General features: G+C 67.6%; 13 protein-coding genes. 8 read left to right on the forward strand and 5 right to left on the reverse strand.

Annotation, left to right across the window (positions count from 1 at the left end):
* The first annotated feature begins 6 nt into the window (after positions 1–6).
* The 4 genes from lpdA (at position 7) to ACV7JP_RS11600 (ending at position 5,588) form a co-directional block, all read left to right on the forward strand.
* A complete protein-coding gene (gene lpdA / locus ACV7JP_RS11585) occupies positions 7–1,446 on the forward strand; it encodes a dihydrolipoyl dehydrogenase (RefSeq protein ID WP_457795834.1) in 1,440 nt (479 codons plus the stop codon).
* Between the two features lie 157 nt (positions 1,447–1,603).
* Entirely contained in the window at positions 1,604–2,590 is a 987-nt protein-coding gene (locus ACV7JP_RS11590) for a hypothetical protein (protein ID WP_457795835.1), read from the forward strand.
* Positions 2,591–2,643: 53 nt separating this feature from the next.
* A complete protein-coding gene (locus tag ACV7JP_RS11595) occupies positions 2,644–3,429 on the forward strand; it encodes a hypothetical protein (RefSeq protein WP_457795836.1) in 786 nt (261 codons plus the stop codon).
* Between the two features lie 254 nt (positions 3,430–3,683).
* Positions 3,684–5,588: a putative bifunctional diguanylate cyclase/phosphodiesterase gene (locus ACV7JP_RS11600; RefSeq protein WP_457795837.1), complete on the forward strand. Its 1,905-nt coding sequence runs from the start codon at positions 3,684–3,686 to the stop codon at positions 5,586–5,588.
* A gap of 16 nt (positions 5,589–5,604) precedes the next feature.
* Here ACV7JP_RS11600 and ACV7JP_RS11605 read toward each other — a convergent pair whose 3' ends face one another.
* Positions 5,605–7,818 carry a hypothetical protein gene (locus tag ACV7JP_RS11605; protein ID WP_457795838.1) on the reverse strand — a complete coding sequence of 738 codons (2,214 nt, stop codon included), beginning with the start codon at positions 7,816–7,818 and terminating at the stop codon, positions 5,605–5,607.
* Between the two features lie 259 nt (positions 7,819–8,077).
* On the opposite strand from ACV7JP_RS11605, the gene hpnH reads away from it, so the two are divergent.
* Positions 8,078–9,229: an adenosyl-hopene transferase HpnH gene (hpnH, locus tag ACV7JP_RS11610; RefSeq protein ID WP_457795839.1), complete on the forward strand. Its 1,152-nt coding sequence runs from the start codon at positions 8,078–8,080 to the stop codon at positions 9,227–9,229.
* Here the strand turns inward: hpnH and ACV7JP_RS11615 are convergent.
* The 3 genes from ACV7JP_RS11615 to ACV7JP_RS11625 all read right to left on the reverse strand — a co-directional run bounded on the left by ACV7JP_RS11615 (position 9,170) and on the right by ACV7JP_RS11625 (position 11,472).
* On the reverse strand, positions 9,170–9,904 hold the full coding sequence (locus ACV7JP_RS11615; RefSeq protein ID WP_457795840.1) for a phosphorylase family protein: 735 nt from the start codon (positions 9,902–9,904) through the stop codon (positions 9,170–9,172). The two genes, hpnH and ACV7JP_RS11615, sit on opposite strands and share 60 nt — an antisense overlap.
* A 348-nt stretch (positions 9,905–10,252) precedes the next feature.
* Complete coding sequence (locus tag ACV7JP_RS11620; protein WP_457795841.1) at positions 10,253–11,107, reverse strand: DUF6456 domain-containing protein; 855 nt, start codon at positions 11,105–11,107, stop codon at positions 10,253–10,255.
* On the reverse strand, positions 11,104–11,472 hold the full coding sequence (locus tag ACV7JP_RS11625; RefSeq protein WP_457795842.1) for a helix-turn-helix domain-containing protein: 369 nt from the start codon (positions 11,470–11,472) through the stop codon (positions 11,104–11,106). Before ACV7JP_RS11625 ends, ACV7JP_RS11620 begins: the two co-directional genes overlap by 4 nt.
* Positions 11,473–11,593: 121 nt before the next feature.
* Between ACV7JP_RS11625 and ACV7JP_RS11630 the strand changes: the two genes are divergently transcribed.
* Both ACV7JP_RS11630 and ACV7JP_RS11635 read left to right on the forward strand, forming a co-directional pair.
* Positions 11,594–11,929 (forward strand): DUF6477 family protein, encoded by a 336-nt coding sequence (locus tag ACV7JP_RS11630; RefSeq protein WP_457795843.1) that lies wholly within the window; start codon positions 11,594–11,596, stop codon positions 11,927–11,929.
* 68 nt (positions 11,930–11,997) lie between these two features.
* Positions 11,998–12,804, forward strand: a complete 807-nt coding sequence (locus ACV7JP_RS11635) for a hypothetical protein (RefSeq protein WP_457795844.1) — start codon at positions 11,998–12,000, stop codon at positions 12,802–12,804.
* A 134-nt stretch (positions 12,805–12,938) separates the two neighbouring features.
* On the opposite strand, the gene yidD is transcribed toward ACV7JP_RS11635, so the two are convergent.
* The gene (gene yidD, locus ACV7JP_RS11640; RefSeq protein WP_457799073.1) at positions 12,939–13,256 is read right to left on the reverse strand and encodes a membrane protein insertion efficiency factor YidD; all 318 of its coding nucleotides are present in this window, start codon (positions 13,254–13,256) and stop codon (positions 12,939–12,941) included.
* Positions 13,257–13,387: 131 nt separating this feature from the next.
* Between yidD and ACV7JP_RS11645 the strand changes: the two genes are divergently transcribed.
* Positions 13,388–14,026, forward strand: coding sequence for a DedA family protein (locus tag ACV7JP_RS11645; RefSeq protein ID WP_457795845.1), 639 nt, complete (start codon positions 13,388–13,390; stop codon positions 14,024–14,026).
* Positions 14,027–14,028 lie beyond the last annotated feature (2 nt).

Genomic DNA, 14,028 nt, shown 5'->3' on the forward strand with positions numbered 1-14,028 from the left:
GCCGCCATGACAAATGCGTATGATCTCATCGTGATTGGCGGCGGTCCCGGCGGCTATGTCGCGGCGATTCGCGCCGCGCAGCTCGGATTGAGGACGGCTGTCGTCGAGCGCGAGCATCTCGGCGGCGTTTGCCTCAATTGGGGCTGCATTCCGACAAAGGCGCTATTGCGCTCCGCCGAAGTCTATCGCCTCGCGAAGGACGGCGCCCGCTATGGCGTCGCCGGCGCGGCGCCGGGCTTCGACGCGGCGCGCATCGTCGCGCGTTCGCGCGAGGCGGCGGGGCGGCTCAACGCCGGCGTCGGCTTTCTGCTCAAGAAGAACAAGATCGACGTGATCTGGGGCGAGGCGACGATCGCGGGCAAAGGCGAGGTGAAGGTCGGCGCGCCGACCAGGCCGCCGGTGACGCCGCAACTGCCCGCGCCGAAAAACACGCTCGGCGAAGGCGTCTATCAGGCTAAACATATCATCATCGCCACCGGCGCCCGCCCGCGCGCGCTGCCGGGCTTGGAGCCGGACGGCCGCCTCGTCTGGACTTATTTCGAGGCGCTGAAGCCGGAGCGCTTTCCGAAATCCCTGCTCGTCGTCGGCGCCGGCGCGATCGGCGTGGAGTTCGCGTCCTTCTTCCGCGCCTTCGGGGCGGAGGTGACGCTGGTCGAGGCGCTGCCCCAGATTCTCGCGGCGGAGGACGCCGAGATCGCCGCCTTCGCGCGCAAGAGCTTCGAGAAGCAGGGCGTCGTCGTGAAGACGGCGACGACCGTCGCGGCGCTCGAGAAGAAAGCCGACAGCGTCGTCGTGACTCTCAAGGGCGCCGACGGCGCGAGCGAGACCCTGGAGGCGGAGCGCGCGCTTTCGGCCGCGGGCGTCGTCGCCAATGTCGAGAATCTCGGCCTCGAGGCGCTCGGCGTCGCGATCGAGAAGGGCGTGATCAGGACGGACGGACTCGGGCGCACCAATGTGCCGGGGCTCTACGCCATTGGCGACGTCGCCGGCGGGCCAATGCTCGCGCACAAGGCCGAGCATGAAGGCGTCTCCTGCGTGGAGGCGATCGCCGGCCTCGACGCGCATCCGCTCGACAAATCGCTCGTGCCGGGCTGCACCTATTGCCATCCGCAGGTGGCGTCGGTCGGCTTGACGGAAGAAAAGGCGAAGGCGGCGGGCTACGACATTCGCGTCGGCCGCTTTCCCTATCTCGGCAATGGCAAGGCCATCGCGCTCGGCGAGCCGGAGGGGCTCGTCAAGACCGTCTTCGACAAAAAGACCGGACGCCTTCTGGGCGCGCATCTCGTGGGGGCCGAGGCGACGGAGCTGATCCAGGGATTCGTCATCGCCATGAATCTGGAGACGACGGAGGAAGAGCTGATGCGCGTGGTGTTCCCGCATCCGACCTTGTCGGAGACGATGCATGAAAGCGTGCTGGACGCCTATGGCCGGGCAATTCACATCTAGATCGCCCGGCGTTTGGGCGGTCCCGCCCGGGCGCGGCGCGATCTGGCCTTTCCGGTTCCGTTTCCTCGCGCCGGCGAGCGGCGGGCGCGGCGTCCGACCGCCTTTCCCGCGCCGCTCGAGCCCTGTATTGTCCCGCCCGTCGCCAGGAAAGCGGGAAATGACCGAGAAAGTCGCGATCTGTCTCATCGGGCCGAAGAAGGGCGGCAAGTCCTCGCTTCTCGCCTCCCTCGCCGATTGCGTGGCGCAAAGCGCCTTTGGCTATTCCCCGCGCCTGCGTCCCGCCTTGCAGCCCATCGCCCCGGCGGAGTTCAACGCCGCGCCGGATACGCGCCGCGCCGATCTGCTGACGATCGAGCAGGGCGATTATGAGCGCTTGAAGCGCGATTTCTCGGAGGGCGGCGTCGCGACGGACACGCTCAACACCTATGAATATTATTTCCGCCTCTCCGTGAACGGCGAGGCGCCGCCGGAGGTCGTCACGCGCGGCCCGTGGCTCCTGGAGATCATCGACTCGGCCGGCGAGATCGCCGTGCCGCCGGACGGCGCCGAGGTCGCGATCCTCAACGACGTCAAGGCCAAGCTCGCGCATCAGATGCTCGAATCGGAAGCGCTCGTCATGGTGCTGCCGCTGGTGCGGCTCGACGATTCCGCCTGGACCGGGACGCTTGCGCGCCTCATCGACCGGCTGGCGCTGGCGCGGGAGAAGAAGCTCAAGCGCGTGGTCGTGGTCTTCTCGCAATATGAGCGGCTCTTCACGCGGCTGGGGCCTAGCGCCTTCACCTATGCCTGCGACCCCGCGGTCGCGTTGCATGCGCTGCGCAAATCGCTGCGCGCCGCGCCGTGGCTCGACCGCCTGCGCGCGCTGGAGCCGGGCGGCGTCTCGGTGCGCTATACGGTCTGCTCCGCTTACGGCTTCGTGAAGCGCTTCCAGAACCCGAATATGGACCCGCATCAGCCGGGCGAGCGGCGCTTCCGCCGCGCCGGGCTCGAAGGCGCCCGCGCCTATAGCGAATATTGGCGCCCCTTCCTCACCGCCGAGCCCATTCTCTACGCCGCCCTCGGGCTCGACAGCGCCTTCACCTTCTCCCACGCGCAACTCGACGCCAGAATTGAAGAATTTTCGTCCGCATCAATTCTTGCTTAATGCAACCCTCCTATTTCTAGTTAATCGCGTATCGTTTCGTGAGGGCACCGTCTATGGCGATGGGCGCGCCGGCAGGCGAAGAGTCGAGCATCATTTCTTTCCACCGCCTGCATTACGGCAAGCTCGGCGAGGGCGAGGAACGGCGCGTCCCGGCCTCCGCGGGCTACGCCGTCACGCGCCGCAGCCGCGGGCTCGGCCAGGAGTGGGACCCTTATCTCTCGCCGCTGCGGCTGATGGGGCTGCGCCGTTTCGAGCCCGACGCCATCGACATTGACGCGCGGGCGGCCGGCTGTCTCGTCGCGCGCGCGGTCGGCGACTCCATGGTCTTCATGCGCGCGCGATTCCGGCCGGAGGACGGCGAGCGCGGCTTCGGGCGGCTGCATCAGCAGGCGGCGATTTGGGTCGGCGCGGGAGAGACGTTCCGGGGAAGTCCCGCCGCCATTTTCTCCGTCGCGGCGCAGGAATTGCGCGCGCTGCCGGACCTCGCCGACGAGAGCGAAGCCGCTCGCCTCAACGACGCGCCGCTGCGGTGGCGCGTGGCGCGCCCCGATCCGGAAGGCGTGCGACGCGTAGTGGAGCGCGCGGCCTGGGCCGTTCCCATGCTCGAATTGCTCCTCGACGGCGCCGATACGGGGGAGGACGCGCTGCGCGACTTCGGCGCGCATGATTTCGCGAGCGAGGCGTCGTTCCTCGCCGCCGTGGGTCTGACATTGCAGATTCTGCCGCAGGCTTATCCGCGCTGGCGCGACATCAGCGTCGTCAGCGGTCTTTCGCATCCGCTGCCGGGACTTTGCCTGCGCTATGTGCCGTCCTGGGGGCGCGCAAGAGCGGCGGCGTGATCGGCGCCGCTCCGTTTTCCGCCGAGCGCCGATGCGTCGCGGCCCTTGCCGCCGCGGCGTTCCAAGAGGCTGTCTCTCAGCTCAACGATTTATTCAGCTTTTCGTCGTAGAGCGCGCGGCGAAAAAAGCGAAAGCCGGCTTTTCGCGATAATTGCGCCCTAAACTTTGGAATCGATCACGTTTTCTGCGACGAAGCGATCTTGGCCCTAATAGGCCGATCCAGTCTCGGATTTCCGAAAGAGCGCGGTGCGTCGATGAAGAAAATTGCCACGCAATTGCGGCGCGACGCCGTCATCGACGCGCAGTTTGAAACGATCGCCCGCAACATACCCGGTCTCTATTTCACCGTATCCGTCTTCGTCTGCTTTCTCGTCTTCTTCCTGAAGGACCTGGCGCCGCCGGCTCTCCTCGCCTTCTGGGCGGGCGCGCTGATTTGCGGCGCGGCGTATCGCACGCATTGCTGGCTGAAGCTGCGTGCGCGCGGCGCGGATCTGACGTCGGCGGACAAGCGCCGGGAGCTCGAGCGAACCGTCCGCGTCGCCCTGCTGACATGCGTCTGTCTCTGCGGAATCGCGGTCATCGTCGCGCGCGCGGAGAGTCTGACGCTTCAGGGCGTGGCGATGATGCTCATCTGGAGCGCGGGAGTCGGCGCGGCTTTCAATGTCGCGGTGCTGCCGCAGGCCGCGGGCGGCGTGCTGCTGATCGCGACGGCGGCGACGGCGGCGGTCTTCTTCCATTCGGGCGACAAGCTGCTGATGGCGTCGATACCCGCTCTGTTCACGCTGGCCGCGGCCATATGGGATTTGCTGGCGAAGACCTATGCGGGCTTCGCGGCCCTCGTGCAATCGAATGTCGAGAACGCGTCCCTGCGGCAGGAGGCGGTCGACATGGCCACGACCGACTCGCTCACTTCGCTGCCGAACCGCCGCGCCTTCGATGAGCGCCTGCGGGAGTGGTCGGCTTCGAACCGTCGTTTCGCGGTGGCGATGATCGATCTCGACGGCTTCAAGCCCGTGAACGACCTTCACGGCCACATGGTCGGCGATCTTTTCCTGATCGAGGCGGCGAGACGGCTGAGCGCGCGCGTCGAGGGCGCGGGCTTGCTCGCGCGCATGGGCGGGGACGAGTTCGCGCTCCTGATCGAGGCCTTTCAAACGCAGGAGGACGTCGTGGGCGTCGCGCGGAGGCTCCTCGACAACCTCGTCGCGCCTTTTTCCTACGGGAGCGTCGCGAGCCACATGTCCTGCTCCTGCGGCGTCGCGCTGCGTTACGAGGGGGAGGATGCGCGGCGCCTTCTGGAGCGCGCCGACATGGCGCTCTACGAGGCCAAGGCGAAGGCGCGCGGGGGAATCGTCGTCTTCAGCGACGAGCTGGAGCGCGTCGCCCTGCGGCGCATGATCGTCGCGCATGATTTGCGCGCGGCGATCGAAAATGAGGAATTCCACGTCGTGTTTCAGCCGATCGTCGATTTGCGCACCGGCGCGCTTTCGGGCTTCGAGGCCCTCGCGCGATGGCGCCATCCGACGCTCGGCCTTGTGCCCCCGGACGTCTTCATCCCCCTGGCGGAAAAGACCGGCCTGATCGCGCCCTTGTCGGGGTCGCTGCTGCGCCTCGCCGCCGCGGCGGCGCGCGGCTGGCCGAGCCGCTTGATGCTGTCCTTCAATCTGTCGGCGGCGCAAATGGATCAGCCGGGAACGGCGCTGACGATCCTCTCGATCATCGAGGATTGCGGCTTGCCGCCCTCCCGGCTGGAGATCGAATTGACGGAAACGGCCGTGCTCGCCGACCTCGCCACGGCGACGCGCACGATCGGCGGACTCGCCGCGGCGGGCATTCATATCTCGCTCGACGATTTCGGCGCCGGCTACTCCTCCTTCGGCCAGCTCTGCGATCTGGCGATGGACAAGGTCAAGATCGACAAGAGCTTCGTCGACCGCATGGTCGCGGAGAAGCGCGCGGCGAGCATTGTCGGCGCGATCATCGCCATGTGCGAGGGCCTGAACATGCAATGCATCGCCGAGGGCATCGAGACGCAAGCGCAGCTTGAAGCGCTGACGGCGCTCGGCTGCCATAAGGGGCAGGGCTATCTGATCTCGCCGCCTCTGCCGGAGAGCGAATTGGCGGGCTTCATCGCGCGGGACGCCAGAAAGGTCGCTTGAGAGCCGGGCGCTTGGCTCATCCGGCCTGTCCGGCGCCTTGCTCCGTCGTCGCGGGCTCCGGCGCCAGATAGCGTTCGAGCGCCGTGGGCCGGCGCCGGCGCGCATTTGCGAGCGTCATGTCGCCGTAATAGGCGCGCGGGCCGCCGCCCGCGGCCGAACCTTCCAGCGCGTAACGCGCGGCGCGTAGCGCGCGCGGCTTCAACGCCGCGAAGAGGCGCGACTCCACCTGCGAGATGGTGACGTTGTCGACGACATAGGCGCCCTTGCGTTCGACATGGGCGATTTCGTCGCGCACGAGACGGTTGAGAATCGCGACGAGATTGTCGCGCACATTTTGCGCGAGCGGCAGCAGCGCCGGGTCCTGCGGATCGATCTCGCTCATATCGCCATGCACGGGCTTCGCCACGCGGAGCATGGCCTTCATGGCGCGGATCTCGACCGGCTCCTCCTCGTCGTCGGTCAGATCCATCGGCGTCATGAACTGGCGGCGCTCGCGCGCCTCGAGGCCGCGTTTGAAGATCTCGGACAGGAACTTCATGATGAAGAGGAAGGCGTCCTGCGCCATGGCCACGCAGATCGCCATTGTCGAATCCGGCGTGAAGCTCCAGAAGGCCTCGCGCGCCAGCTCGAACTTATTGCGCTCGGTGGAATGCGCGCGCAGATAGGCGTCGCTTTTCTTCAACAATTCGCGCACGTCGTCCTCGGAGAGGCCGACCGCCTTGCCGGCGACTACGCAGGCGTCGACGAGGCCCTTCGCCTCGTTGAAGCCGTTGGCGGCGGCCGATTTGTCCGAGGCGGGCGCGTTGCGGATCCTGACGACGACGGCGTTCAATTCGTCGCGCAGCCCCGTCTCCAGGCCGCATTTCCTGTCGAAGGCCGCGCGGGCGGCGATCACCTCGTCGCGCGCGGAAAGCAGGTCGCGCGCCTCGCCCTGCGGCTCGCAGGCGAAGTCGCGGGCGACGGAAGCGGGCAGGGCGTCGGACTGGCGCGCGGCGGTGAGAATGGGTTCGCAAAGCGGCTTCGCCTCGCGGACCTTCGTCCATGTGGGCTCGACGCGGAGCTGATCGCGCAAGGCGACGAGGTCGCGCAAGGCCGCGTCGAGATCGAGCGCGGCTTCGGCCTTGGGAATCGGCTTCTTCGCGGCCGTCGCGGCGAGCTCGGCCCGCTGCTTCAGCGCGATCGCCTGCGCGGAGAGGGCTTCGCGCTTCCTGAGCGCGCCAGCGCGGTCGCTGGTGGGGCCGGCGAGCGTTTGGCGGATCATGGCCGCGCGGCGGCTCGCCTCCTCCGCCTTGGCGCGATGGCCGCGGCAATTGGGCCCGCAGACGGCCCCCTTATTGTCGAGTCCGTGTTCGGCGTCGACCGCGAGCTGCTCTTCCTGCCGCGCCGTCGCCGCGAGCGCGGCGATCTCATCCTGCTTGGCTTTGATGACGGCGTCGAAATCCGCGACGTTGCGCTCCAAAGCCGCGATCTCGGCCTGCGCCTCGTCATATTGGCGGCCGGCCGCGCGGGCGCTTTCCAGTTCCGCCGCCGCCTGCTGGGCGGCCCTGGCGAGGACCGCCTGTTGAGCCTCCTGGCTCTTGCGAATGGCTTCGCGCAAAGCCGGGCCGGCCGTGCGGGCCGTATCGATCAGCCCGTCGAGCGAATCGAGATAGGCCTTGAAGGCGGGATTGGCCGCGATCCTGGCGGAGGCCGCCTCATAGGCCGCATTGATCTGCTTCGTCGCCGGCAGCACGACGTCGGCGGCAAGCTCCATGGGCTGCAGCTCGGCGACGATCCGGCGCGAGCTGAGCTTGAAGATGTTGTTGTAGTAATAGGTGAAGGAGAAGAAGGCCGAGATCGAGAAAACGAAGAGAAACACCGCCGCCGTGACGAGCGTCTTCATCACCATGCGCTCGCGCGCCATGCGGCGGCGGGCGATCAGCGCCGCGAGGTCGGCGCCGAGCGACCAGGAGGTCGAGGCCAGCATCACGAGCACGGCCGTCGTCGCGACCAGCGTGCCCGCTATGCCGACGAGGTCGCCCTGCTCCTTCTGCATGATGTCGATCATGCCGGAGGAGGTCGTGTAGAAGACCCAGGCGAGGACGGGCAGCGTCACCGCCATGCCGACGCGGCCGAGGTCGATGTCGCCCGCCCAGAAGCGCTTCAGCCGCGCGAAAAGGGCTCCCGCGGGAGCGAAACGGCGGGGCGCGGGGGCCTCCGAGGCCCGTGCAGGCGGCGTCGCGACGGTCATCTAAGATCGCTCCTCTGGTCTGGCTCCGCCGGCAGCTTCACGCTTGATGCGATGGAAATGAGACCTATTTTCGCCTTTTCGCAAGCCGCAATCGGGAACCCGGGCGCCAAGCGCCCTCCCCGGCCCCTGGAAGGCCGGGTTTTCCTCCCGCGCCATTCGTGTTAGACGGCCGTTTCGGCGCGACGCTCGCGGCTGGACGCGCGCCGGCGCCTCTGTCACGCGGCCCCTTGAAGGTCGCGCACCATAGCAGGAACACGCCGTGTCCATACCTTTTCGTTACGTCGCGAAGATCGGAACCTATCTCGTCAAGCAACATCTTCTGGGCCGCAAGCGCTACCCTCTCGTCTTGATGCTGGAGCCGCTCTTCCGCTGTAACCTCGCCTGCGCCGGCTGCGGAAAGATCGACTATCCCGACCATATTCTGAACAAGCGCCTCTCCGTCGAGGAATGCCTCGCCTCGGTCGACGAATGCGGCGCGCCGGTCGTCGTCATCGCGGGCGGCGAGCCGCTGCTGCACAAGGATCTGCCGCAGATCGTCGAGGGCATCGCCAAGCGCGGGAAGTTCGCGATCGTCTGCACCAACGCGCTTCTGCTCGCCAAGAAGATCGACCAGTACAAGCCCAGCCCCTATTTCACCTGGTCGATCCATCTCGACGGCGACAAGGAGATGCACGACCGCGCCGTGAGCCAGGACGGCGTCTACGAGCGCGCGGTGGAGGCGATCAAGCTCGCCAAATCCAAGGGTTTCCGCGTCACGACGAACAGCACCTTCTTCGCCGACGCCGATCCGGCGCGCGTCGCGAAGTTCCTCGACGACACGACGGCGCTCGGCGTCGACGGCATGACGGTGTCGCCCGGCTACGCCTATGAGCGCGCGCCGGACCAGACGCATTTCCTGAACCGCCACAAGACCAAGGAGCTGTTCCGCGCCATTCTGCGCCGCGGCCGCGGCGGCCGGGCCTGGCAGTTCCAGCAGTCCGGCCTGTTCATGAATTTCCTTGCGGGCAATGAGAGCTATCATTGCACGCCCTGGGGCAATCCGCTGCGCACCGTCTTCGGCTGGCAGCGCCCCTGCTACCTGCTCGGCGAAGGTTATGTGCCGACCTTCAAGCAGTTGATGGAAGAGACGAATTGGGACGCCTACGGCGTCGGCAACTACGAGAAATGCGCCGACTGCATGGTCCATTGCGGCTTCGAGCCGACGGCGGTCGCCGACACGGTGAAGCGCCCTTGGAAAGCGGCCTTGGTGGCGCTCTTCGGCGTGCGCACGGAAGGCGGAATGGCGCCGGACATCTCGCTCGAGAATCAGCGCCCGGCCGAATATGTCTATGACGAGAATATCGCCAAGCTCTCAGAGATCCGCGAGCACGAGGCGAAGCAGCGGGCCGAGCAGCGGTCCACAGCGGCTTAAGGAGACGAAGGCCGCGCGGGAATCGAGCCCCGCGAGGATCAGCCCGCCGATTTGATGCGGCGCGCGAATGAGCTCGCGCGCCACTATTTTTCCGTCGATGTCGCCCTTCGGGGTCAGCGCCTTGGCGGCGAGCGGCGGCAAAGCGCGGGCGGCCGGGTCGCTGACGGCGCGCAGCACGGCGAAGGGGATGTTCCGCTCGCGGGCGAAGTCGGCGGCGAGATGGGACTCCATATCGACGGCGCGGGCTTGAGCCGTTTCGCGCAGGAAGGTCTTGTCCGCGCGGTCCATGGCCGGCGCGTCGACCCCGACGATCGCGCCCGCGACCGTCTTGCAGTTCCTGGCGGCGACGCCTTCGGCGAGCGCTTCGGAAAGGCGGCCATGCGTCGCGTGGCGGGCGTCTCCCGAGACCACCGTGTCGGCCACGACGACGTCGCCCGGCCGCAGCGCGTAATCCAGCGCCCCGGCGAGGCCGAAGCTCACGACGGCGGAGAAGCGTCTTTCCTTGAGCCGCTCCAGCTCCGCGCGCAGGCGCGCGACATTGGCCCCGCTGCAAAGGGGAACGACGCCCTCGCCCATGACGCAGGCGGCCTCGCGCCTCATGCCCGTGACGACGAGAACGGGACCGGAGACGGAGACCCTCGCCGCCTCTCTGCGGTGGCTTTGAACGAGCGTCATAGCGCCTCCCTGTTCGTGACTTCCCTTACCTCCGATGTTTCGAAGGGCGAAGTCAACGGTAAGCAGGGAGGCGGGCGATTATTTGCCTGCGCTAGAGGCGAGCCGCCTCCCTCTCCCCCGCGGCGGGGAGAGAGTCGGGGTGAGGGGCTAGGCGGCAATAGACGCGCTTGGGCGAGACGAATTATCTTGCGCGCCGACCGTCGAAAGATCGCTCCTGCGGCTTCGCCCCTCGCCCCAACCCTCTCCCCGCGCGGCGGGGAGAGGGAGCGCGCGGCAAATCTCTCGCAGATGCAAGGGGGTCAGCACGGAAGTCCGCCGCCGGTTGCGGACGCGGAATGTCCGGCCGGTTCACATGCTCGGCCGGTAATCCTCCGCGCCCCAATGCAGCAGCCCTTTCGCCCGCGCGGGCCCCATCGCCCCGTCGGCGACGCCGTAATGGCGCGCCAGGCGGTCGAGGGCGATTTTCAGCACCACTTTGCCCGAGCGCGCCGGCCAGCCGCGTTCGCTTTCGACGATCTCCAGCCCCTTGAGATAGCCGCAGACGTCGGTGAGCAGGCCGGCGAGGTCCGGCCCCACGGCCTCGAAGGCGCGGGCGAGGCGGCGGCGCGCGTCCATGGCGATCTCGGTCACGGCGACGCCAGCGTCGGCGCCGCGCCGCGAGGAGGCGATGGAGGCGTCCCAATTGGCGGTGACGCGCTGGAGGATCTGCGCCCGCTCCACATCGCGGCGGAAGCGCTCGCCCGCCTCGATCTGCGCCGGGGACAGGAAGGGCTTGCCGTCCGTTCCCTTACGGCGGGCGAGCCAGGCGAGGGGGCTCTCCGCCTCATTGACCAGCGCCGGTCTCGCGCCCTTTTCCGGCGCGCGCTTCTCGAAGGCGCCGTGCTGGACGCGGAAGGGATCGAGCTCCGGCTCGCGCGCCGCCGCGCGCCGCAGGAAGGCGCGGCCGGGTTCGGTTATGCGCAGGCGCCGGCCGACCTCCTCTTGGACCCATTCCGCGAGGCCCCGCGACAGCGCGGCTTCGGCGGCGGCCGCGGGCAGACGCGCGCGCACCACTGTGACGCCGTTGCGGGGCGCGCGGACCACGATCCTGTCGTTATCGAGATCGCTCGGCGCGGCGCGGGCGCCGGCCTCGTTCAGCGCCTCCATCAGCCGGCGAAGCAGGCGCGCCGTTTCGCCATCTTCCTTTTGAACGGCCCGGCTCATCGCGCCGATCCTTCCATCTCGGAAAGGAGCGCGCAAATCATGTCGCGCTGCGCGGCGACGGCGCGCTCCAGACGCGCGGCCCAGCGTTCGACGCGTGGCTCGTCGCGCAGATCCTCAATCACCGCGCAGGCGTGACGCACCGTGGCGCGGTCGCGCGCGAAGGCGCGGGCGCAGGCCGAGAGGCTCGCGCCGAGCGCGACATGGTGGAGATAGACGGCAAGCTGGCGCGCGCGGGCGACCGGGGCGCGGGAGCGCGACGGCGCGGCGAGGGCCGATACGGGAAGCCGCGCGACGGCCGCCGCCACGGCGAGGCTGAGCCCGTCAATGATGATGAAGCGTCCGGGACTTGCGCAGGAAAGGGACATGAGCGCCTCTGGCTGGAGTGAACGCCAAAGGCTATGACGGAAAAAAATCCTATTCAGGCGGAAAAAATTCTATCCTCAGGGCCGCGGCCGCGCTCATCCTCCCGCCCAGGAGGATCGAGCCATGTCCCTGCTTCCCGATTATCCCTCAAAGGGCCGCGCTTTCGAGCGGCTGAAGGCCGCCGCCCGGCCCGCGCTCGTCTCCGCGCTCGACGCGGGTCTTGCGGGCTATGACCGCCGCGACGCCTTATCGCGCTTTCACCGCCTGTCGCGCGAGACCATTGAGAGCGAGACGGCGGAAGCTGCGCGCGCCGTGCTGCGCGAGATCGAGCGCGCGCTGCGGGCCGAGCGCGCCCGCAGCGGCCATTGGACATATGACCTCAACCGCCATATCGCGCTTCTCGTGGCCTACCGAGCGGAAACGGCGCGGCTTGCGCGGCTCGGCGAAGCGCGTGCGTAAGCGCCTTTCACGACGGCGCGCTTTGGCATAAATTCCGGCGTCGGTTTTGCCGCGCCAAAGGCTATTGAATGCTGATCGAGAGAGTTCTGGCTCTTGCCGCCGCCGCCGTCGTGGCGATCTGCCTCGGCGTCGGGCTGATCATGATGTCGTTCGCGCCGGCCAAGCCGGGCGGCGGTCCGCTCGCCGCCTTTACGGCGCCGATCGACAACGGAGCCGCGCGCCAGATGGTGGAGACCGCCATCGCGCAGACGCCGGAATATGCGCGCTACTTTGCGCGCCTGCGCGAGACCTTCACGCAGGACTACGAGGCGACGCTCAATGAATTCGCGGCGCGCCTCGCGGAAATGCGGATGGAGCAGAGCGTCGACTATTATCTTTCCGAGGCCGTCCGGCGTCTGCGCCAGACGCGCGGCGGCCTCGCGGCCAAGGCGGAGCCCGAGGCCATGTCGAAAGTCTTCGCCAAGCAGCTCGAAGTGCTCCAGGCGGTGGCGCGCGAGGACAAGAAGATGTGCGTCGCCTTTCTCTACGGCGCGACCAATCTCGACTTTCAGCGCTTCGCCGCCGCCCGGCGCCCGCTCGTCGCCGATATGGCGACCGCCAATCTCGACGCCATGGTGAGCGGCCAGACGAAGAACATCGCTCGCGCGCAGCCGAGCGAAGCCGATTTCAAGACGCTGGAGACGGCCCTTCAGGCGCGCGGCCTGGGCAAGGTGGAGATCGACGCGCTGCTCGACGGCAAGATGCCCGACCCGCCGCTCGACGACGCGAAAATGTGCGCCGCGGGGCAGACCTATCTCGAAGTGCTGCGCACGCTGCCCGAGGCGTCGCGCACCCGGATTTACGGGCTGGCGCTGGAGTTGATGGCGAAGTCATAGGCGCATTCCTAAAGCGCCGCCGTCATTGCGAGGAGCGTAAGCGACGAAGCAATCCAGTGCGTCAATGCAGCCCTGGATTGCTTCGCTTCGCTCGCAATGACGGACGCGCGGGCAGGAGGACGCCCGCCGCGCGTCTATCGCTCGTCTTCGACTTCCTCGCAGCGGAAAGGCCCGCGCCAGCGCGCATAGCGCCAGGGCGTGAGCGCGCTTGCTTTCGAATTCAACGACTCCGGGACGGGATCGAAGCCTTCCCCGCCGCCTGGGCGGCAACGGCAGATGCGGGCGAAGCCCATCCAGCCGCCGGCCCACAGGCCGTGACGCGCAATGGCCTCGTCCGCATATTCCGAGCAGGTCGGGGCGTAGCGGCAGCTTCGTCCGGCAAAGGCCGAGAAGGTGACGCGGTAGAGCAGGATCAGCGCGCGGGCCGCGCGGGCGGGAAGGCCGGGCGGCATGGAAAGAAAGGACGGCACGCCGCCCAATCTATGTCCTTCCAACGTAAATCTGAAGTCCCAAGCGTCATTTGCCGAGCATGAACGATGCGGTTAGCCTGCGCCGGCATGCGTTCCGAACGAAAGCGCTCCTCATGTTCGACCCCGCCCATCTCGCCTCGCTTCTCCAGCAATATGGCTATGGGGCGGTGGCGTTCGTCGTGATGCTGGAAAGCGCCGGCGCCCCGCTGCCGGGCGAGACCGTCCTCGTCGCGGCGTCGATCTATGCCGGCCGCTCGCATGCGCTCTCGATCGAAGGCGTCGTCCTCGCGGCGGCGGCGGGCGCGATCCTCGGCGACAATGCCGGCTATTGGATCGGCCGCGAATTCGGCGCCCCGCTGCTTTACCGCTACGGCCCGCGCATCGGAATCACGCCCGAAAAGATTCAGATCGGACAATATTTCTTTCGGCGCTTTGGCGGCTATGTGGTTTTCATCGGCCGATTCATCGCCTTGCTGCGGATGCTGGCGGCGGTTCTCGCCGGCATGAATCGATTGCCGCCATTGACCTTCTTTTTCTTCAACGCGGCGGGCGCGCTCGTCTGGGCGCATCTCTTCGGCTACGGCGCCTATGCGCTCGGCGCGGAGATTGAGAAGGTGAAAGGTCCGGTGGGGATCGCCGGCGCCTTGATCGCCTTGCTCGGTCTCGTCGCGGGCTGGCGCTATTACAAGACGCATGAGGATGCGCTGATCCGGCGCGCGCAGGAGGAATTGGCGAAAAAGCCGATGAACTAAAG

The organism is Methylocystis sp. S23 (assembly GCF_054106005.1).

What these genes read in the sequence shown, in the direction of transcription:
- lpdA (WP_457795834.1), top strand. Translation starts at nt 7, where the DNA reads ATGACAAATGCGTATGATCTCATCGTGATTGGCGGCGGTCCCGGCGGC.
- ACV7JP_RS11590 (WP_457795835.1), top strand. Translation starts at nt 1,604, where the DNA reads ATGACCGAGAAAGTCGCGATCTGTCTCATCGGGCCGAAGAAGGGCGGC.
- ACV7JP_RS11595 (WP_457795836.1), top strand. Translation starts at nt 2,644, where the DNA reads ATGGCGATGGGCGCGCCGGCAGGCGAAGAGTCGAGCATCATTTCTTTC.
- ACV7JP_RS11600 (WP_457795837.1), top strand. Translation starts at nt 3,684, where the DNA reads ATGAAGAAAATTGCCACGCAATTGCGGCGCGACGCCGTCATCGACGCG.
- ACV7JP_RS11605 (WP_457795838.1), bottom strand. Translation starts at nt 7,818, where the DNA reads ATGACCGTCGCGACGCCGCCTGCACGGGCCTCGGAGGCCCCCGCGCCC.
- ACV7JP_RS11615 (WP_457795840.1), bottom strand. Translation starts at nt 9,904, where the DNA reads ATGACGCTCGTTCAAAGCCACCGCAGAGAGGCGGCGAGGGTCTCCGTC.
- ACV7JP_RS11620 (WP_457795841.1), bottom strand. Translation starts at nt 11,107, where the DNA reads ATGAGCCGGGCCGTTCAAAAGGAAGATGGCGAAACGGCGCGCCTGCTT.
- ACV7JP_RS11625 (WP_457795842.1), bottom strand. Translation starts at nt 11,472, where the DNA reads ATGTCCCTTTCCTGCGCAAGTCCCGGACGCTTCATCATCATTGACGGG.
- ACV7JP_RS11630 (WP_457795843.1), top strand. Translation starts at nt 11,594, where the DNA reads ATGTCCCTGCTTCCCGATTATCCCTCAAAGGGCCGCGCTTTCGAGCGG.
- ACV7JP_RS11635 (WP_457795844.1), top strand. Translation starts at nt 11,998, where the DNA reads ATGCTGATCGAGAGAGTTCTGGCTCTTGCCGCCGCCGCCGTCGTGGCG.
- yidD (WP_457799073.1), bottom strand. Translation starts at nt 13,256, where the DNA reads ATGCCGCCCGGCCTTCCCGCCCGCGCGGCCCGCGCGCTGATCCTGCTC.
- ACV7JP_RS11645 (WP_457795845.1), top strand. Translation starts at nt 13,388, where the DNA reads ATGTTCGACCCCGCCCATCTCGCCTCGCTTCTCCAGCAATATGGCTAT.